Origin of the sequence: Paenibacillus sp. RU5M (assembly GCF_900221055.1) — a bacterium.
GTDB classification, from domain to species: Bacteria; Bacillota; Bacilli; order Paenibacillales; family Paenibacillaceae; genus Paenibacillus; species Paenibacillus marchantiae.
The window spans coordinates 165651-185259 of record NZ_OBQM01000011.1; the positions used below are offsets into that span (position 1 = coordinate 165651).

General features: G+C 44.5%; 19 protein-coding genes. 11 read left to right on the forward strand and 8 right to left on the reverse strand.

Going from position 1 to position 19609, the window contains the following annotated elements; all coding sequences use genetic code 11:
* Positions 1-55: 55 nt before the first annotated feature.
* Positions 56-1711 carry a helix-turn-helix domain-containing protein gene (locus CRO25_RS26565; protein WP_079697056.1) on the forward strand — a complete coding sequence of 552 codons (1656 nt, stop codon included), beginning with the start codon at positions 56-58 and terminating at the stop codon, positions 1709-1711.
* 16 nt (positions 1712-1727) lie between these two features.
* Here CRO25_RS26565 and CRO25_RS26570 read toward each other — a convergent pair whose 3' ends face one another.
* The gene (locus CRO25_RS26570; protein WP_079697057.1) at positions 1728-2912 is read right to left on the reverse strand and encodes an MFS transporter; all 1185 of its coding nucleotides are present in this window, start codon (positions 2910-2912) and stop codon (positions 1728-1730) included.
* 315 nt (positions 2913-3227) lie between these two features.
* Between CRO25_RS26570 and CRO25_RS26575 the strand changes: the two genes are divergently transcribed.
* A complete protein-coding gene (locus CRO25_RS26575) occupies positions 3228-4190 on the forward strand; it encodes an endo-1,4-beta-xylanase (RefSeq protein WP_079697058.1) in 963 nt (320 codons plus the stop codon).
* Positions 4191-4343: 153 nt separating this feature from the next.
* Here CRO25_RS26575 and CRO25_RS26580 read toward each other — a convergent pair whose 3' ends face one another.
* Complete coding sequence (locus CRO25_RS26580; RefSeq protein ID WP_079697059.1) at positions 4344-5864, reverse strand: leucine-rich repeat domain-containing protein; 1521 nt, start codon at positions 5862-5864, stop codon at positions 4344-4346.
* 487 nt (positions 5865-6351) lie between these two features.
* On the opposite strand from CRO25_RS26580, the gene CRO25_RS26585 reads away from it, so the two are divergent.
* The 7 genes from CRO25_RS26585 (at position 6352) to CRO25_RS26615 (ending at position 12455) form a co-directional block, all read left to right on the forward strand.
* Positions 6352-7242: a diacylglycerol kinase family protein gene (locus tag CRO25_RS26585; protein WP_079697060.1), complete on the forward strand. Its 891-nt coding sequence runs from the start codon at positions 6352-6354 to the stop codon at positions 7240-7242.
* A 174-nt stretch (positions 7243-7416) separates the two neighbouring features.
* Complete coding sequence (locus tag CRO25_RS26590; protein ID WP_063565845.1) at positions 7417-8334, forward strand: aldo/keto reductase family oxidoreductase; 918 nt, start codon at positions 7417-7419, stop codon at positions 8332-8334.
* A gap of 274 nt (positions 8335-8608) precedes the next feature.
* Positions 8609-9991, forward strand: a complete 1383-nt coding sequence (locus CRO25_RS26595; protein WP_079697061.1) for a transcriptional regulator — start codon at positions 8609-8611, stop codon at positions 9989-9991.
* Positions 9992-10232: 241 nt separating this feature from the next.
* Positions 10233-10403, forward strand: coding sequence for an aspartyl-phosphate phosphatase Spo0E family protein (locus CRO25_RS26600; protein WP_072733860.1), 171 nt, complete (start codon positions 10233-10235; stop codon positions 10401-10403).
* A gap of 98 nt (positions 10404-10501) precedes the next feature.
* The gene (locus tag CRO25_RS26605; RefSeq protein ID WP_063565917.1) at positions 10502-10882 is read left to right on the forward strand and encodes a GntR family transcriptional regulator; all 381 of its coding nucleotides are present in this window, start codon (positions 10502-10504) and stop codon (positions 10880-10882) included.
* Positions 10879-11760, forward strand: coding sequence for an ABC transporter ATP-binding protein (locus tag CRO25_RS26610; RefSeq protein ID WP_079697062.1), 882 nt, complete (start codon positions 10879-10881; stop codon positions 11758-11760). Before CRO25_RS26605 ends, CRO25_RS26610 begins: the two co-directional genes overlap by 4 nt.
* On the forward strand, positions 11757-12455 hold the full coding sequence (locus CRO25_RS26615) for a hypothetical protein (protein ID WP_063565848.1): 699 nt from the start codon (positions 11757-11759) through the stop codon (positions 12453-12455). Before CRO25_RS26610 ends, CRO25_RS26615 begins: the two co-directional genes overlap by 4 nt.
* 55 nt (positions 12456-12510) lie before the next feature.
* Here CRO25_RS26615 and CRO25_RS26620 read toward each other — a convergent pair whose 3' ends face one another.
* The 4 genes from CRO25_RS26620 to CRO25_RS26635 form a co-directional block, all read right to left on the reverse strand.
* Positions 12511-13032, reverse strand: a complete 522-nt coding sequence (locus CRO25_RS26620; protein ID WP_063565849.1) for a hypothetical protein — start codon at positions 13030-13032, stop codon at positions 12511-12513.
* 195 nt (positions 13033-13227) lie between these two features.
* A complete protein-coding gene (locus CRO25_RS26625; protein WP_079697063.1) occupies positions 13228-14001 on the reverse strand; it encodes an isocitrate lyase/phosphoenolpyruvate mutase family protein in 774 nt (257 codons plus the stop codon).
* Positions 14002-14073: 72 nt separating this feature from the next.
* The gene (locus CRO25_RS26630; protein WP_079697064.1) at positions 14074-15120 is read right to left on the reverse strand and encodes a bifunctional transcriptional activator/DNA repair enzyme AdaA; all 1047 of its coding nucleotides are present in this window, start codon (positions 15118-15120) and stop codon (positions 14074-14076) included.
* A gap of 116 nt (positions 15121-15236) precedes the next feature.
* Complete coding sequence (locus CRO25_RS26635) at positions 15237-16085, reverse strand: DMT family transporter (RefSeq protein WP_079697065.1); 849 nt, start codon at positions 16083-16085, stop codon at positions 15237-15239.
* 234 nt (positions 16086-16319) lie between these two features.
* On the opposite strand from CRO25_RS26635, the gene CRO25_RS26640 reads away from it, so the two are divergent.
* Positions 16320-17297, forward strand: a complete 978-nt coding sequence (locus CRO25_RS26640; protein WP_079697066.1) for a type II toxin-antitoxin system PemK/MazF family toxin — start codon at positions 16320-16322, stop codon at positions 17295-17297.
* Positions 17298-17447: 150 nt separating this feature from the next.
* Here CRO25_RS26640 and CRO25_RS33105 read toward each other — a convergent pair whose 3' ends face one another.
* A complete protein-coding gene (locus tag CRO25_RS33105; protein WP_143806604.1) occupies positions 17448-17639 on the reverse strand; it encodes a hypothetical protein in 192 nt (63 codons plus the stop codon).
* Between the two features lie 249 nt (positions 17640-17888).
* Between CRO25_RS33105 and CRO25_RS26645 the strand changes: the two genes are divergently transcribed.
* Complete coding sequence (locus CRO25_RS26645) at positions 17889-18467, forward strand: hypothetical protein (protein WP_079697067.1); 579 nt, start codon at positions 17889-17891, stop codon at positions 18465-18467.
* Positions 18468-18668: 201 nt separating this feature from the next.
* Here CRO25_RS26645 and CRO25_RS26650 read toward each other — a convergent pair whose 3' ends face one another.
* Positions 18669-19586, reverse strand: coding sequence for a phosphatidate cytidylyltransferase (locus tag CRO25_RS26650; protein ID WP_079697068.1), 918 nt, complete (start codon positions 19584-19586; stop codon positions 18669-18671).
* Positions 19587-19609 lie beyond the last annotated feature (23 nt).

Consider the following 19609-nt stretch of genomic DNA (forward strand, 5'->3'; position numbering starts at 1 on the left):
AATAGGCTGGTTGTGGGCAAGTTTCGGTCATTGATAACCAAGGAAGAGTTGGGTTATGATGAATCTAATTGATAATGGTTATCAGAAAAAAGGAGAGCTAGCTGTGGATCTGACTCATCTCAAAACCCGGTACGTTGTTCCCGACATTTATTACGAACTTCACGGGTTGGCTCTACAACATCTATCGCTTAATGATGGCATTCCACGACAAACGCTAACCACCGACCTCATGATCGTGGTCGAGGAGGGGGAAGGTCTGCTCATTTGCGATGGTAAGATAAATGAACTGCAATATGGGGTGCCCCTGGTCATCAATGCGGGACACACTGTAGAGATTCGGATGAATGAAGAGGCGTTGTTATCCGTGTGGTTAATTGCATTTACATTGCATGATCCTGAGCGCCAAATGTCCCCTTCCCTTATAGAGACCCGCGAAATGGATACGGCCGGATTTCGATCCATAGTGCAGCGAATCCGGGCCATTGAAAACCGCCGTATGGCGCAGGATCGCAAACAACGAGTCGGCATTCACACCCAGTTTCAGAGATTGATGAGCATGGTACTGAAAGATACCCATGAACACGAAGGAGAAGTCTCCAGTGAGCATACGAGAGCGAACATATCCGAGATCATTACGCAGCTAAAAGGCCGCTACAATGAGGAAATTACCGTGGATGAGTTGGCAGATCAGGCCAGGATTAGCAAGCGGAGGTTTACCCATTGGTTCAGGCAGCTGACAGGAACGAATCTGTCCGATTATATGACAACTCTGCGGATGGAACATGCCAAACAACTGCTATTACGCGGGGAGCGTATGAAGGAGGTGGCCGCTATGGTGGGATATCGGGATGAATACTATTTCAATCGTCGATTTAAACAGATGGAAGGAATCTCACCGGGCCAGTTCATTCTTAACCATCGGAAAAGTTCATCTAACATCTGTGTGATGAGTTGCCTCGGTCATCTGCTTGCCCTTGGGATCCGCCCAGCAGCGGTTGCCAAAAATCTAGCCAATGAGCATTACCTAAGCAAGTTGAGTACGAGTTTCCATAAGGTCAACAGCGTACCGCTGGACCCGCAGGAAATTTCCTATTTGCAGCCAGAGATGATTCTGGTTGGAAATCAGGAGGAGTACGATACGTTGTCGCCAATAGCGCCGACATATATTTTTTCACAGAACGACGACAAGCCATTCGTATTGTTACAGAAACTTGGTGAGGTCTTTGGTAAGGGGACTGAAGCGGAGAAGGTAATGAAGCAATATGAGCGCAAGGCACAGCGCCTGAGATCGCGGTTGAAAGGTATGATTCAGAGTACGGATACGTTCTCTGTGATGGAAATACGCGATGACTCAATCTATGTATTCGGGAATTACTGGTGCAGAGGAGCCTACAATCTGTATGATGGCCTTGGACTCCAGGCACCTGAACGTATACAGAAGGAATTAATTGACCGTCAGGCTTATCTCATGATCTCAGAGGAGCAAGTTGCATCCTATGTAGGAGACCACTTATTCCTGACGGTACTGGATTCGGAGCGGTATCAACATATGTCGAGCAGCATCTGGTGGCAGGAAATGCCTGCAGTGAGGCAAAACCAGGTGTATATGACGGAGTATACGGAATTCGCAGTTACCGATCCCATATCAATGCCTTACCAACTGGATGCCCAGATGAAGTTAATACTTGAACGTAAAATGCTCCATTCCTAATCGGATCACTTAACTCTTATACCGTCTCAATTGAATTACCACTACGAGAGGTGAAAAATTTTATTTTGACAACGATGGATACCAAAGCAAGCAAACCAAAGATGATTCCGCTCCAGATGACCTGATGGATGCCGAGTTGGGCAATGAACCAGCCACCAATGGAGGTACCGAGGGTAATCCCCAGATTAGAGAAAGAGACAAAGAGGCTGTTTCCGAATTCCGGCGCTTCATGAGATTCCGTCGTAAGCCAAGTTTGGCTGACAATCAGACCGCCAGAGTGAATCGCACCCCAGACGAACACCATGATAATCATCGGAATGAAGTAGGTACCTGCATAGAAAACGAGTAAATAAGCCGCCATGTATAGCACCGGGAAGAGGAGAACGGTCCTCGGAATATTCCGATGCAGAAGCTGTCCAAATACCAAATTTCCGGCGATCATAATAACACCAAAGGCCAAGAGCATCACACTAATCCATGAACCGCCCATACGGGTGACTTGCCCAAGGTATTCGGCGAAATAACTGTATACGGAGAACATCGCTGCAAAAATAAAAATGACAGTAGCAATATTTAGCCACAGCGCAGGTTTCCGCAAAATGCCGATCTGTTTGCCATAAGACATCTTCTCTTGCACAGGCATCGAGGGCAACCATATCCATATACCGATGAAAGCAATGATACTGACAACCGCTCCGAACCAAAACGCAGCCTCCAACGAGAATCGTTCCGCAAGATAGGAAGTTAGGGGCACGCCAAATGCAAAGCCGGCAGTGATTCCGGTAAAGACTTTGGCAACGGCCTGACTGCTTTTTTCCGGTGGGACCAGCTTGGCACCCGTGACGAGAGCAACGGAGAAGAAGACTGGATGGAAAATGGCCGGGATAATCCGAAAGATTAGCATCATGTCGAATCGGGTTGTGTAGGCATATACTACGTTGGAAATGGCGAACAATAGCACGGCAGTTAACAAAATGGTTTTACGATTGATACCAGATACGAGCAAAGTCAGGAAAGGGCCAGACACAGCAACGACGAGAGCGAAAATACTTACCAGCCATCCGGCCTGTGCAGCGGTGATGTTAAATTTCTGTGTGATCAGAGGAAGCACTCCGATAATGCCTACTTCTGTAGTGATGATGGCGAATACACCCAGCGCCAGAATGAGGATGAGTAACGGATTAACCTGTTGTGATTTCATGTAAAGCGTACCTCCAATGAATTTAAATATACAGATAAATAGATATAATATATTGAAAATAAATATCGTTGAGCCCTTCTGTAAGATTTGTTCGTAAGGTTTGGTTCACTGGATTACATTATATCTATATTTATAGATTTGTAAATATAAAAGGTAAAAGAACCTTGGCTAATTCAAATAGGGTAAAGCCCAAAATCTATACTTTTCAAAGAAGGTACTATACTTTTTATATGGTTAAAACCATAATTATCCAGTAAAATGATTTGTGTAATCGCTTACATTTTTAGCGTATTTTAACTTTAAAGGAGGAAGATCATGTTCAAGTCCAAATGGTTTAAAACTGTCGGTTCACTGGCGTTGGTAGGTGTACTCGCCGCCTCGGTCTCGGTCGGCAGTGTAAGTGCAGGGTTGTCGAAAGGCAGCAAGTTTTTGGGCAATATTATAGCAAGCAGTGTTCCCTCGAATTTTAGTCCATATTGGAATCAGGTAACTCCGGAGAACTCAACCAAGTGGGATGCCGTTGAAGGCACGCGTAACGTGATGAACTGGTCTCAGGCAGACATGGCGTATAACTATGCAGTTAACAATGGCTTTCCATTTAAATTTCATACCCTTGTATGGGGAAATCAGCAGCCTGGATGGATTAACAGTCTATCCGCTGCAGATCAGAAGGCTGAAGTGACACAGTGGATCCAAGCGGCAGGCCAGCGTTATCCCAAAGCAGCTTTTGTCGATGTGGTCAATGAACCGTTGCATGCCAAGCCTTCCTATCGCAACGCCATTGGTGGGGATGGAGCGACAGGATGGGATTGGGTAATCTGGTCTTTCCAACAGGCGAGACAAGCCTTTCCAAACGCCAAATTATTAATCAATGAATACGGCATTATCGGTGATCCCAATGCAGCGGATCAATATATACAGATCATTAATATCCTGAAGAGCAGAGGTCTGGTCGACGGTATTGGTATTCAGGCCCATTACTTTAATATGGATACGGTTTCGGTGAGCACCATGAACACCGTCCTGAACAAGCTGGCAGCAACGGGCCTGCCCATCTATGTGTCTGAGCTAGACATGACGGGAGATGACAATACCCAATTACAACGTTATCAACAGAAATTCCCTGTACTATGGCAGCATTCCGCTGTTAAAGGTGTAACACTGTGGGGCTACAACCAGAATCAAACCTGGGTATCTGGTTCTCACTTGGTGAACAGCAACGGTACAGAGCGTCCAGCGCTCCAATGGTTGAGAAATTATCTCGCCAATAATCCTTAAGCGAGGCTAGCGTATTCATGTTTTTAACGTAGTTTTGCATAAGAAAATAGCGCCTGTCCCCCACATCAAGTAGGGAACATGGCGCTATTTCTTTGGTTTGAATCGAATTCGGAATGGAGATAAGTGCCTGATGCTTGATTATGCTTTGCTTAATTAAGGTTGTACACTCTCATCCTGTGCTTTGTTTTCGAAGATCAGAATCGTTTTGCTGCTTCCGATATACGCAACCGTCGTATTGAATTGCTCCGAAATAAAGCGTACCGGGACAAACGCCTTTCCATCCTTCATCAACAGGGGTGCATCATTTATAGCAAGCGTATCGTCCACAACCACCTGTTTGTTGCCCACCGTCCAATGAATCGTTGTATCATTCTGCGCAATCTGAACCTCCTGTGTATCCGGATTCCAGTTCACGCTGGCATTCAACTGCTCGGAGACAAAACGGAGCGGTACATAGGTCCGTCCCTCATCGATAAAAGGTGCAGCCTCCAGTGCGTAAGCACGATCCCCGACATAGGCTGTGGTAGAGCCTTCAATAAGCCGCTGAAAATTACCCTGTGGAGTACGTTTCTGCTCCCGCACATTCATTTGGTTTAGAAGCCGCATCGTGTCACTGCCGTTCGCAACATCCAGATAATTATTTTGCACCGTAAGTCCGGCAGGTTCCGGTTCAGAGACCGAGGTCTGCGTACCGGAGGATAAGGAAGTGGAAGCAGAGATATCCGTTATCGTATTAGTATTTGCAGAGCTGTTTCTTGTAAAAGTAAAACCGGCAATCGGTGACAGATTCCACACCCGGTTATTGGACAGTTTCAGTACTTCTAGCTTGGACAGCTGGCGTAATGGCTCCAGATCATAGATCTGATTGGACTCCGCATTCAGTTCTTTCAACCCTACCAGGTCTTCCAAGGGTGCCAGATGCTGAACCTGATTCCCGGAGAAGTCTAGCGCCTGCAGGCGTGTCATATGCTTCAAGGGCATCAGATCGGAGATCTCGTTGCCTGCCACATTCAGCTTCTGAAGTGTATTCGGCAGATCAGCTAGTACATCCAGTGTATGAATGTGGTTGTTGGCCACATTGAGCTGTTTCAGTTTTCTTTTATCCGCCAGTGGTGTCAGGTGCGTTATCGCATTATTCGAGATTTCAAGCCATTGAAGATCATCTGCATCCGCCAGTGCGGAGAGACTAGTAATCTGGTTACCGCTGGCGTGAAACGTATGTAATCGGGTGAATCCACGTACAACTTCTATGGAAGAAATGGAATTGTTGCTGATATACAGCCGTCCCAGGTCTTTCAAATCAGCCAGTGCATCAATCGATGTAATGTAATTATTGCGAACGTCAACCTCGCGAAGCCGAGTCAGATGCGCCAGCGGTGTTAGGTCTTCAATCTCATTGCCATATAACCGGAGGTGAGTCAGATTCGTGGCGTATTCCAGACCGGACAGGCTTTGAATGCCTGCATTGCTCAGATCCACTACGTGCAACTGCTCCAGATCGGAGGAGGTTAGAGGGGCATCTACCGGTTTGTTCAGGATCAGCTTCAGTCCGTTCTCCAGTGCAGGATCTTTGATGATTCCTTCGCCCAAGTCTGCCGTAGTATAGGCCATCGCTTGCCCAGCCGCCCCAAGACTCAGGATGAAGACTAGAAATAGTAGAGTCATTCTTCTCATTGCATGAATTCCCTCCGATTCCGATTTTAAAATACTCCGAACAGATTGATTTTTTTCGATGATATATAAGGTAAGTACAATATTTACACGATAACGGAGAGGGCAGAAATAACCTGAAGAAGCGAAGCGGTCACCTTTATCACGGGATTTCTCCCTTTAGAAAAAGGGAATCAAGGAAATCCGGGGATAACAGTGATCGGAAGGTTGTTCTGCCATCGGAGTGGTAAGTGTAAATGGACCAGTTTAACTTATGCAGGCACGAATAAAAACACATCTATAGTTATTAACCCATCATAGGGCAAAAGGAACAAGAAATTCATGACAGGTAGAACATCTACTTCTATTCTATATGATACAAACCCCATACTGCACTCTTCCAGCCATCTTTTTCAAAAAAAATTGTACAACTCCCCCAGATGCTATTCAACTCCATGGCAGAAAGGGTATAGATGAAGTAAGAATGCCATTTGGAGGAGAAGATGCAGGTATGCGCCAAGCCATGATCATTAGTAATCCATCGTCGGGTAAAGAAGAGGCTCAGCAATATGTGTCCCAGGTACAAGAAATTCTTGAATCACAGCAGTATGAAGTGGTGGTCAATGAGACGGCTGGTGAGGGAGATGCGACCAACTACTGTCTGAGTGCCTGCAAAGATGGCTGTGATCTCGTCATTTCCATCGGAGGAGATGGGACGCTGCATGAGACGATTAACGGCATGATGGATCAGGAGCATCGTCCCAGACTGGGTGTGGTGCCGCTGGGTACGGTGAATGATTTTGCGCGTGCGCTGAATATCTCGCTTGATCCGGAGGAAGCCATTCGGCAGTTACGTTCGGAGCAGATCCATAAGGTGGATCTTGGTAAAATCAATGATCGTCTGTTTGCCAACGTGGTGGCAGCTGGTTCATTGGCAGAGGCGTTGTTTTCGGTATCATCGGAAGAGAAGTCGAAGCTGGGTTCATTCGCTTATTTGAAAGAAGGATTAAAAGACCTGATGAATACACCGGCCAAGCCACTAACTATTGAGTATGACGGGCAGTTTTGGGAAGGGGAGTCTCCACTTTTTCTCGCGGCACTGACCAATTCGGTTGGAGGTTTTGAGAAATTGTCCCGGGAAGCAGCGGTGGATGATGGATTAATACATTGTTTTGTGATCCGTAGCATGAATGTCTTTAATACGGTAACACTCGGAACGTCCCTGTTGTTTGGCAACCTGAAGAACCATAAGGATGTTGATTATTTTACGGCAAAAGAAGTTCATGTCCGTTCTACAGAAGCCATTCGCACAAATGTGGATGGGGAAGAAGGGCCTTCTCTGCCCATTCAAATCAGTGTATTGCCCCGGCATATTGAAGTGATAGTCCCGGAAGAAGTATAGGTGGGGGAACGATGCTGAAAAAAACCTCCATTATTCCATATAAGAATTCTAAAATTCCATTGAAACCGATTGCAGTTCTGTGTCACAATCATAGACGGAAGACAAGTATATACTAGTTGGCAAAGATCATGAGAATGAATGTACGATACTATTCGAATATGGAGGGAAATCATCTTGAGAACAATTAAACTTGGCAGCAGCGCACTCGAAATACCGGTTGTAGCCGTTGGCTGCATGCGAATTAATTCATTAAGCAGCAAAGAAGCTGAACATTTTGTTCATTCCGCCATGGAAGCAGGCGCGAACTTCTTCGATCATGCTGATATTTATGGAAACGGGGCGTGTGAGGAGATCTTTGCAGAGGCTGTGCAGATGAATCCCCAGGTTCGTGAAAATATGATTCTTCAATCCAAATGCGGTATCCGCAAAGGCATGTTTGATTTCTCCAAAGAGCACATCTTGAATTCGGTGGATGGCATTCTGCAACGCTTGAAAACCGATTACCTGGATGTTTTGTTGCTGCATCGTCCGGATACCTTGGTTGAACCGGAAGAAGTGGCTGAAGCCTTTGACCAGCTGGAACGCGAAGGCAAAGTGCGTCACTTCGGGGTATCCAACCAGAATCCGAACCAGATCGAACTGTTGAAAAAATACGTTAAACAGCCACTGGTAGCCAACCAGCTGCAGTTGAGTATTACCAATACCACGATGATTGACAGTGGAATCAACGTAAATATGGAGAACGATGCCGCGGTTAACCGTGATGGCAGTATTCTTGATTATTGCCGCCTGCATGATATCACGATTCAACCATGGTCCCCGTTCCAATACGGATTCTTCGAAGGCGTATTCCTGGGCAGCGATAAGTTCCCGGAACTGAATGCGAAGATCGATGAGATTGCTGCAAAATATGAAGTGAGCAACACGACCATCGCAATTGCCTGGTTGCTACGTCACCCGGCACAAATGCAGCCCGTGACAGGTACAATGAACATCCAGCGTTTGCAGGATTGCATCAAAGCTGGCGATGTTCACCTTACACGCCAAGAGTGGTACGAAATCTATCGTGCAGCTGGCAATGTGCTGCCTTAAATCCAAATCAATACATAGCAGAATGATCTGCTGTATTGCATGTAAAACACGAGCGTATATAGCGCTCGTGTTTTTATTTTATCCTTTATTTGATGCTTATTCGTTCCCGGTATAAAATAAGGGTAGGGCCTCTATTTTAACAAAAGGATTATTTTGTAATTAATACAAATTAGTTGAATTTATCTTATTGACCCTTGCTTAATTATTACATATAATTACTTTTGCATACCGTTAATCCTGTTTATGGTTTTTTATTTTGGAGGGTGGTGTTAGTTTGGAGCCGACAACCACGATACGCGATCATTTAGAGAGTTATCTGAAGCGTGAGCAGATGTCCATTAGTCTTTTTTCGGAAATGTCAGGAATTAACTCGGGTACGCTGAGCAACATTTTGAATAAGAATCGTCCGATTGCGATGCAGCAGCTGGATCGAATCACTTCAGCTATGAGACTTGAAGAAGGTTACTTCTATGAATTGTATATAGATGAGTGTTTTGTCCATGCTGCCCCTGACTGGCGAAGACTGGGACCATTCCTTCATCGATGTGCAGAATTGGATAAATTGAATTGTATTGAAGATGTTATCCGGTTGATGATGGATAATCTATCTTATATTCCTTTGTTATTTGATCTGGCTGAAGAATTCTACCATGCTGGTAAATTCAAACCGGCCGTTCTACTATATGAAACGATAGCCGAGAGTGAGAAAATGCAACACTCTGAACGGCTTGCACTATGTCAGTATCGACTATTCAGATTGGGGCTGAGCAATGATCAGCAACGAAATCTAATCATCGCGGCCCAATTCGAATACTATGTGGATCGGTTGGATGAACGCTATCAACTGGATGCGCTCAACGAACTGATTAATGCCTTTGGTGCTTTGCACAGATGGAATAAAGTTCAGGAGCTGTCCGAGAAGCTTAGGGTGAAAGCAACCATCCATTATGAGCTTAATGGGAGAAGGAAACAGGAAGAAACCAAAAGACCGATTGTGTTTTACATTCTGTATTCTTATTTGGCTTCAGGTAGTGCGTGCTATCAACTTAAAGACTATCAAGGCGCGCTTAAATATGTTTCTTTATACACGGATAACAGTTGGGTGAAGAACCCTAATCAAGACGAGATGGTAGTTATGAATCAGTTTCAGGAATGGGCTGAGGGAAACCGTTATATATATCAATTAATGAGCGGACAGTTTGATGTATTGCCTGAATATTTGAATTACATCTCAACAAAAGAAAATGAAATTTTCCCGGCGCTTTGTGATATTGTGACTGCTGCCAATCGCTATGATAAAAATATTGATGATGTGCTCGAACAGTATGAATCATACTTTACGTACCAGGAACAGAGCAACCGAATTGGAAAGGTTAGCAGACAGGTTACAGATGATCGATATCTACGTCTTTTAGCAGATCTCGCTGCGTATTATTTAAAGAAAGACGAGTATTTCACAGGAATACAATTTGTTCTGGATAGTTTGCGATTCTCTATTGAAATTAGCAGTGGACGAGGTATGCTTAGAGGTGTCGGACTGTTTGAGCAATATAGGGAGTTTGCAACTGAGACGGCGAAACAGCAATACAAATTGATCATTAGTGAGGTGCAGAAACTCAATGAAGAGAAAGTTGGCTTTGCTGATAGCTACATGTAGTATTTTTATTTACATTGTAGCTCCTGCTACGGAACCTGTCTCAGTCAAGGAAGTTCCAGACCCCGGCATTATGAGAACTGCTGACCACGGATTCGGAACTTAAAAAATTGGTAAGGGACGCTTCTGAATATTCATTCAGAGGCGTCTTTTTTTGCGTCTGGTGGAAGAATAAGTATGTCGTACCCCTTGCGGCCTATCGATTGGCATAATAAACTAAAATATGACAAAAAGGAGGGGTACTATGGATTGCTTGGAGTTAATGTCACAGATCGAAGAAGCCAGACAACAGCTTCACCGCTTACAGTCGGAATACGGAAGTTTGCTTCATCCTGAAGTCATCCAGCAATCTGTAGTTCTGGACGGTCTTATTAATCAATACAATCGAGCCAAAATGAAAAATTTGATTAATTAGTGGTTCGCCTATTTACATATTGGTTTCCGTATACTATAGTTAGTCGCATGAGTAACTAACCGACTAACTAATTAACGATGAATGAAAGTTGGAATCGCATGAAATCGAATTTGGATGAATCTCAGCCCATTTTTCATCAGATATCCATGATGATTATGGATGACATTGTAGACGGCAGATTGAAGGTAGAGGAACAGGTTCCGTCTACCAATGAGCTCTCTCGCTTTTACAATATTAATCCAGCCACGGCACGCAAAGGGCTTCAAATGCTCGTGGACAAAGGTATCATTTACAAACAGCGGGGTGTTGGAATGTTTGTTGCGAAGGGAGCCAGGGAAGCGTTGCTTGTTGAGCGAAAACAGCATTTCTACGAGGAATATATTAAACCTTTACTTGAAGAGGCCAGACGGATTCACATGAATGAGGATATGATTATTGATTTGATTCGCGGCAAGAAGGATAAGGAGAGTGAGTTATGATTCATATCGAGCAGATGAACTACAGCTATCAGAAAACAAAAACGCCGGTTCTGAACAACGTTACTTTGCATGAAAATGAGCCGATCATCAGTGCAATGTGGGGAAGAAACGGTGCCGGCAAAACAACCCTGATGAGTCTACTCGCAGGCCATAACCGACCTGATGCTGGAACCATCCAAGTGATGGGCCAGGATCCATACAATAACTTGGCTGCGCAGGAGAACCTGTGTTATATCCAGGAGAACCATCCCCTGGGTAGAAATTGGACGATCAAGGACATGGTTCGATTCGGTCAATACTTCCATCCTCAGTGGAATCAGGCTCTTGCCGAGCAACTAATCGACATCTTCGAATTACCAGAGAAGAAGAAAATCGTCAAATTCTCAAAAGGCATGAAGACCGCCGCTCAGATGATATTTGGTCTTGCCAGTAACGCAAGGGTAACGATTCTTGATGAGCCCACCAATGGACTTGATGCTGAGAAACGTAAATATTTCTACAATGCTTTACTGGAGACTTATGAAGATAACCCGCGTCTAATTCTAATATCAAGCCATCATATTGAGGAAATTCAGCCTTTATGTGAGTCCCTTATCGTTCTGCAAGCAGGGGAAGTGTTGTTTAATCAGTCGATGGAAGAGATGCGCGAAAAAGGAGTTCTTCTAACAGGGAGAATAGAAGATATCAATCGAGTCACCGCAGACGTGAAGGTCATAGAATCTTCCCAGATGGGATCGACCTTGAAAGTGATGATTGATGAGCCATACTCGAAAACGTGGAAAGACATCGCTCATACGCAGGGGCTTTCCATTGAGAAGGCGACATTACAGGATTATTTGGTTAACAGGACGCGTAATCAGGAGGGGATTAAGCGATGAACTCGGTGAAAGGTACGAATCGGCTGATTCTGGATGATATGCGCTGGTATTTGATGATCTTCTCCTTCATCACCCTTATGCTTACTGTAGTCTATCTGGCCATTGGATTCATCTTCGATATTGCTTATACTACACAACTTTGTGGTCCAATGTATGGAGGGATCTGTGCTTTTGCGATTGCGGGAATCGTTACCTTGTTTCCGGTTGCGATAGGTATAGGGAGTACACGCATTCAGTTCATGAAATCCTTCTATATCATTTCGGTTTGGATGGTCATAGGCACAATTACCATCCTGAATATAATCTATTTTATTACGCATCTTCTCCTTGAATATGGAACACTTCGCGTAACCTTTTATCAACCAGGCATGCTGTACTCAAGCGAATATCATTTTTTCTCCTATTTGTGGATCGATCTGATGATTGGTTTTCTCGTGCTGGGACTGTCCATCTTTTCAACCGTCTGTTGGATCAGATTGGGGATGCGCAATTTTTTCAGTCTGTTCTTTGGATTTAGCTTAATCGTCACGCTGGTATTTACTTTGACCGATCTTAGTGAGTTTATGTTGTGGATTGCGGGGGTCAATCGCATGACGTTGTTCACCACTCTGGGGGTCATTGGAGGTGCTTTGCTTCTGAGCACGTACCCCATGATGAAGAATGCGCCGCTTACAATGAAAGGCAGAAAAGACTGATAAGATCAGAAAAACACGAGTGCGTACATACACGCCTCGTGTTTTTTTGTATGAGTTAAGCTTGAGCTTGTGGTTTGAATCCTTCTTCTTTGAGATACTCGCCTGCTTCGCTACGCGTTTCGAAAGCCATATCCAGATTAACACCGGAATACACATACCACATGTCATCTTCATATTTTAAAGTAAGTGTATGTCCATCTTCATCGATCCATGTTCCGCCAGCAGTAGAGGTTGTAGCCAATGTAGGAGCAGCTTTTGCTTGTTCTGGCTCTGGCTCTTCTAATTCTACTGCGTTGGGATTGGTTGACATCGCTTTGATTGTCTCATCTAACAGCGTGCGTAGATCTGCTTCGGAGTAATCACGAATATTGACGAATCCTTTATTATCGGTCTCATAGTTGGGCAGCAGCCCTGCATAGATATAACCGTTACCATTAGGATGAATATGGAGAGCAACAATCTTTTTCTCGTACGCACTTTCTTCGTAGTGGAAATTAACACGGCCGAGAGAAACATCTTTGCGTTGCAGTTGGGGATACGATTGTAGCACTTCAAGCTTTTGTTCAACGTTAAGCATATTTTCCTCCTGTTAGTGTTCGGTAGTGGTGATTATAACATACATAGGTGAAAAGATAAGCATCAAAAAACAGGCGCAGTTTAGCACCTGTTTGAGGATTCACATCATAGATGATCGCTTGTAATAGTAGCATTAATTGAATATTGTGAAAAAGTGCGCTTCCCTCTGGTGAAAAATGAGAAGCGCGACTTTGTGTTAGTTTCCAGATAGAATACTTTGCCCCAGTTCTTTCAGGTATTCCATCGCTTGCAGATAAGGATAAGGACCATAACTTACGCGTGCCACACCCAGCCCGGCAAGTTGTTTCGGTGAGGGTTCATGGGATGTAACCATCACATTGACCGGAAGCGACGAACGTTCACACAATTCCTGAATCAGTTGTTGATTCTGTAAGCCCGGAACGAACAGACCACTGGCGCCTGCTTCTGCATATGCCTTGGAGCGAATAAGTGCTTCTTCCAGGAGAGCGTGATTGTGTCGTTCAGGTGCATTTTGCAAAAAGATATCTGTGCGGGCGTTAATGAACAGAGGAATGCCTGCCTGCTCCGCAGCTTCCTGGGCAGCCGACAGTCTCAGACATTGCTCCTCCACAGCGTACAGTCCCGCGCCAGAGGGGAGCTGATCCTCAATATTGATGCCTACCGCACCGTGATGGATCACTTGGCTCACATTTCCCTTCACTTCTGACGCCAACCTGCCATACCCTCCCTCAATATCGATCGTAACAGGCAAATCCACGCTCGCTGTAATCCGGGCCAGATTGTCCAGTACCAGCTGGAATGGCATCGCTTCTCCATCTTGTTCACCGTGGGCAGCAGCTACAGACCAGCTTCCAGTAGCGATTGCTGCTGCTCCAGCAGATTGGATGGCGAGTGCACTCCCGGCATCCCAGACATTGATCAGAACCAATGGATTGCCTTTAGTATGGGAGTGGTGGAACATCAACGCTTTTTCTTGTAGGGTACTCATAAGACTTATCTCCTCCGTTACATAGCTGTATCCTTCATATCACTTGCCGTTCTTTTCTTATCTATTGAGTACTCAGCTACCCTGCTTCTCGTGAGTTAAAAGCCAGTTTTTGCGTGTCAGGCCTCCTCCGTAGCCACCCAGTTCACCACTAGCATTGATCACACGGTGACAAGGAATAACAATAGCTAGCTGATTAGCTCCGTTGGCCTGTGCTACCGCTCGACATGCTGTGGGTTTACCCAGTGCATTCGCGATATCTTGATATGACCTCGTCTCCCCCGGCGGGATCGCAATCAATTGCTCCCATACACTCTTCTGGAATGGTGTTCCTAACCAGAACAACGGGGTATGGAATACAGCTAGCGTGCCTTCAAAATACTGTGCAAGTTCCCGTTCAATGGAACGAATCGGATCTGTTACTCCAGGTACAATGGCTGACTTCGTTCGTTTGCGCAATCGTTCCACCTCGCGCTCCAGACCTCTTCGATCCACGAATTCGAGCAGATATAATGCTTTCTCATCGGCTACAGCCATCATGGGTCCAAGACGTGTGTCGATCCAGGACGCCTTCAATACATGTTCTTCATCTACTTGTGTAGGCGCTGCGCCCATGATTCGCGAGAAGGCATCCCGGAACCCGCTGCCAGACTCGTAGCCGGTGGACAGCTGGGCATCAATGACCGTACGACCGGAGCGAATATTTTTCAGGGCCAGTCCCATACGGCGGGCACGGGCATACTCCACAAAGGTCATGCCAAATCGCTTCTTGAACTGACGTCTGGCCGTCGATTCGTCGATGGATAATGCCTTGAAGTCCTGGCCTTTCCAGCGTTTCTCCGGATGGTTCTCCACGGCTTCCACCAATACGCGTACCACATCAGATACCTGATTGGGATGAGACAACGGGCGGCAGCGCTGGCAAGGACGATACGAAGCAAGCAATGCCTGCTGCGCCGTCTCGTAGAATTCACAGTTTTCGAATTTTGGTTTTCGCGCGGGGCATGTAGGCCGGCAGAATACACCCGTCGTCTTGACGCCTACATAGAATAAACCTTCGTATTCCGAATCCTTGGCAACCAGAGCCTCATAGTATTGTTCTTTCAGTTCAGCAGAAATCATTGGGCGCACGTCCTTATATCAGTAGAGTTTATCCTTATTGATATTATAAAAAAACGATGCGCAGGGCATCGCCGAAAATCAGGCATGAATATTTTTATTTCATCAATACATTCTTATTATTTGTTCGTCCAGTTTACCAGAAAGATACCCAGGAATATGCATAGCCCGCCCATATAGACGTAATTCCGAATGACTTCGCCCAGAAGCAGCCAGCCGGATAAGACCCCGAAAAATGGAGCAAGAAACAGAAACGCACTTGTCTTGCCCGGATCGCCCTTGCTTAACAGGTAATACCACGTAGCGAGCTGCACAATGGAACCGAGGATCGCCAGATATAGAATCACCCCTATGGACGTGGTGTTCAGGATGAGTTTTGTTGATTCCATGGTAAAACTGAGCAATAACAGCGTTAGTCCGCCGAATAACATCTGATATGCCGTTAGCACCCATGTGCTGAAGTGTGAGCCCCATTGTTTGACCAAGAGGGTAGCGATCGCCCAGGAAAAGGCAGACCCCATACCCAGTAACGTTCCTCCGGAGAATTGAAGATGGAAACCAAGCGTGATGAAAACTCCTGTTATACCGATGAGCACCCCAAACCACTGGTATACCTTATATCTCAGACCAAGAAATACACTCCCGAGAAGAACTACCAATAGCGGATTTGTAAATGTGAGAATGGATGTCTGCCCGGAAGGAATAGTGCGCATGCTCAGGAAAATGCAGGCCATCACACCCGTCGTCTGGAACAGAGCGATGACGAATAACCGGAGCCAGTCAGGCGCGGTCACGGGAAGATTTTTATTTCGCACCCAGAGCGCCATTAGTCCTCCAGCGAGCGTAAATCGAATGCCGACCAGCAGAATGGGTGAGACATAAGTCAATCCGATTTTGCCCACAGCAAAGGATGAACCCATAAGCGAAGTGGCGAGTATAACGAGCATCATAAAAGCAAAGCGATTCAACCTTTTTCCCCCTCAAATAGCATGTTTTTTTGACCCTTTCAGGGTAACACGCCAACACTTCAGGGTTCATCGAAGTGTATTAACGAATTGAAATAAGGGGGAAAATTAAGAAGTACATTATATTGGAGCACCATACTACATTTTCAGTAGAGTTTTTCTAATTTCATAAAAAAATAGTATAATGACGATACATTTAGAAAACAGTCATAAACTATGTTAGAAAGAAGTGATTCAATGTTAGAAGAAGTTTTACATTCTTTATTAAACAAGCCTGATCATGAGAAGAATCACATATTATCTCTTTACAAACAATTATTAGAGGATGAAAAAGTTCGACAGTTAACTAGCCTGCTGGCTAATATCACTGATGATTCTGGAGAACCTTCTGTTACAAGGGGGGATACTCTTTCCCGAATAGAAAGATACATAAAGTCAGCTAATAGAGATACCGTTAAAAACCAGCAAGGTGAAATAAAACCTATTACAACTAGTTTCACAATCGTATGTGTCGATTTTGCTGGTTTAGGTTCTGAATTGGATAACTTCCATTATGGTATTGTGTGGGAGGAACAGAGAAAAAGGGATAATGTAAGCATTATTCCAACCACAAGTTTCAAATCTCATAAAACAATAGAAACTGATTTGACATTCAATATAGGAAGGGTCGGATTTTTACAAGGAGAAACTGTCGTTCTTATGAGTCAAATTACGAGTATAAGCCGTAAAAGAATCAGAAAGGTTAGACATTTAAACCCAACAACAAACAGTAGAGAAAATGTAAAACTTTCACCAGTGCAACAAAATCGTATTAAGGATGGATTTCGAATATATGGGCTGAAGGAACGCAGCCTGTACAATGAATTTATTCGTGAAAGTTTTTTGGATACATTACCAGTTTTAGGTGATCCAGAAATTCAATTTAATCATTTAAATCGACCTGTACGAATAGTTGACAATAGTAAAGGTGAGTTAACTTATCAGTTGTATGGCGATGAAAAAATTCACTCTATAAAAAGAGCCCCATACATGTTACCTGCGGCTACCTCTAGAATTAAATTGTTAAAGAACTGGGTGGAGGCTGTTGCACAGATAGATGCTTCAAATAAAGTTGAAAAATCAAGAGAAGATATCCGTCAACAAGCATATGCAGAAATACAATCGGCGATCCAATCTGTTGAAGACATTCATAAAGAAAAACAAAAAAAATGTTGACTAAGCTGTCTATTTAGGATAAAATTACATTAGGTAAGAAATGTAATGAACTAATGCCCCATGGTGGGCCTAAGAAACACACTTAAATGCCCCGTGGTGGGCCTCAAACCTTCGCCTTTGGCGGAGGTTTTTTAATTTTTTTATTCAAATTTATTTATTTTCAGTAATTTCTGGAAAGTAACCGAGTCTGTTTTTACAAAATGGGCAAAGTACTTCTGATGTGCGATTAAGAGCATTAGCTGAAACCCAAGCCGCCTCCTCAGATAAAGCATCCATAATAAATTCTACTTTCCCATAACTACAATCATAATGGTCACATGCAGAAATTACTCCATATCTCAAATCCATCCCCCCTAGGTTCATACTTATCTTATATATTTCCCAATTATGTATGTTTTGTACCTGATTTAAATTAAGTTTAAAGGCACAATCGATGAAATAATCGAGCTATCTTATAACTCATTTACATAATATGGAGCTTAATGTGAGACGATATGGTGTAGTAATTACTATAGAAGGTGCTGTTTGGAAAGTTCTCTTTGGATGAATGCATAAGGTTTGTTACTTTAGATAAATGGAGGGAGTACCAATATGAATCTTAATAAAAATAAATCTATTCTCTGGGTGTCTGTTCTATGTATTCTGCTGTTGACCAGCGCATGTGGGGCAAAAAACAACAACGAATCCGTACAGGAACACGCCTATCCACAATCGAAGCAGCCCATAGAGGAAGCGGGAAATAGTTCCGTTCCCAATATGGAGGCGAAGAATAACAATAATCAGGCGAACGAAAGTGTGAATGAAGGCAAGCCTACGGCCCAATCGGAATCTTCCGCTGATGCGGAAGGACAGGTCATGATCGTCATTGACCAGACGGATAAGCCGTCCGAGGGCAATAGCTTTGATTTTGCGATAAAACAAATTCCTGAGGGCTACGCTTTATCCGAGATGCGCTGGACGTCCAACACGGTAACGATTGTGAACTCCTATAAGGAAGCGATCGAGCATGGCGCGAATGGAAAAGAAGGATTTTATATCAGCGGTGACGGGCAATTCTCCGGATTTATTTATTCGGATGAGATGAAGGGTGAACGCGGCAAAGCGACGTTTGTGTTTACCAATGAAGAGGGGAAAGAAGTGACCTCGGAGAAGGAAATTAAATTAAAATAATCGGGCAGATCATAACCGTGTGTGGTGCTTTCTGTTAATTCAAAAATGGAAAATGAAACAGACACATTATACGTGCGCCTTCATTTCTCCCATAAATGAGTAAAAGCAGCCGTCAAGGCTGCTTTTTATTGATCTGCAAGCTTACGCTTTGTTCTATCGACTGAGTGTTTCCGCATCTCGTATCTGTAACCGATACTCCGTCTACATGAAGTCGAAGAAATAACGCACCACGTGGAACATGACCGGAGAGGTGTACGTCAGGCTGTCGACCCGGCTCAGGTAGCTTTTTTTCAACGCATCGAACTTACTGTCATCCCCGATTAACAAATCCCGCTTCAGAACAGAAACCGTCAGACTTCCGAAGAACCCAGCCAGAGAGATCAACACACCGATGAAAATTGCGAAACGTGCATCAAACGGAGTCAGGTAAGGATGAATGAAATAAGAGGCAGCGGTGGTTACAACGAATGCACAGGCGAACCCTTCCCATGTCAAAAAAGGATTGGCCGTGGGCACCACTTTGCGTTTGCCCAGATAGAGCGAGGCCAGATAATGCACCACATCATTCAGCTGGGTTAACACGACCAGGAACAGGACCAGCTTTGAACCATATTCCGGTGTTGCGAACGGGAAGTAGGCCAGATGACTAAGTCCAAATACCATTAGCATCAAACCCCATTGCGTCGAGCTAACACTGCGCAGGAAACCAACCGTGCCCTTATTAATTAGACGTGGTAGGGGTAACACCAGGAAGACATATAGCGGAATAAACACGATAAACATCCCATACCATCCAATATAGATCCAGTAGAATTGTACAGGAATCGCCAGATACGCCCATAGAAATAGCCTACGATCAGCTTTGCGGGTGCTGCGGATCATGGAGAAGTACTCTTTCAGCGCGAAAAAGGTGAGTACCATAAGGGAGATCAGGGAGACAATCGGATTGAAGAGGGTGGCGAGACAGAAGATGACAAACATGCCCCACCAGGTTTTGATTTTGTTGCCAATGCCCGAATAATCCTTATCCGGCTGAAGCTTCGTAATGATTTTGTACACGATATGTATGACCAATAAAGCAATAAAAATCAGTGTTAAGGTAAAGAGTGAACTGCTCAAGTACAATCACCTGCTTATCCAGA

Excerpts from the sequence above, each read along its gene's own strand:
- CRO25_RS26575 (WP_079697058.1), top strand. The coding sequence starts at position 3,228 with ATGTTCAAGTCCAAATGGTTTAAAACTGTCGGTTCACTGGCGTTGGTA.
- CRO25_RS26565 (WP_079697056.1), top strand. The coding sequence starts at position 56 with ATGATGAATCTAATTGATAATGGTTATCAGAAAAAAGGAGAGCTAGCT.
- CRO25_RS26585 (WP_079697060.1), top strand. The coding sequence starts at position 6,352 with ATGCGCCAAGCCATGATCATTAGTAATCCATCGTCGGGTAAAGAAGAG.
- CRO25_RS26640 (WP_079697066.1), top strand. The coding sequence starts at position 16,320 with ATGTTAGAAGAAGTTTTACATTCTTTATTAAACAAGCCTGATCATGAG.
- CRO25_RS26645 (WP_079697067.1), top strand. The coding sequence starts at position 17,889 with ATGAATCTTAATAAAAATAAATCTATTCTCTGGGTGTCTGTTCTATGT.
- CRO25_RS26600 (WP_072733860.1), top strand. The coding sequence starts at position 10,233 with ATGGATTGCTTGGAGTTAATGTCACAGATCGAAGAAGCCAGACAACAG.
- CRO25_RS26610 (WP_079697062.1), top strand. The coding sequence starts at position 10,879 with ATGATTCATATCGAGCAGATGAACTACAGCTATCAGAAAACAAAAACG.
- CRO25_RS26630 (WP_079697064.1), bottom strand. The coding sequence starts at position 15,120 with ATGATTTCTGCTGAACTGAAAGAACAATACTATGAGGCTCTGGTTGCC.
- CRO25_RS26580 (WP_079697059.1), bottom strand. The coding sequence starts at position 5,864 with ATGAGAAGAATGACTCTACTATTTCTAGTCTTCATCCTGAGTCTTGGG.
- CRO25_RS26615 (WP_063565848.1), top strand. The coding sequence starts at position 11,757 with ATGAACTCGGTGAAAGGTACGAATCGGCTGATTCTGGATGATATGCGC.
- CRO25_RS26570 (WP_079697057.1), bottom strand. The coding sequence starts at position 2,912 with ATGAAATCACAACAGGTTAATCCGTTACTCATCCTCATTCTGGCGCTG.
- CRO25_RS26620 (WP_063565849.1), bottom strand. The coding sequence starts at position 13,032 with ATGCTTAACGTTGAACAAAAGCTTGAAGTGCTACAATCGTATCCCCAA.
- CRO25_RS26605 (WP_063565917.1), top strand. The coding sequence starts at position 10,502 with ATGAAATCGAATTTGGATGAATCTCAGCCCATTTTTCATCAGATATCC.
- CRO25_RS26625 (WP_079697063.1), bottom strand. The coding sequence starts at position 14,001 with ATGAGTACCCTACAAGAAAAAGCGTTGATGTTCCACCACTCCCATACT.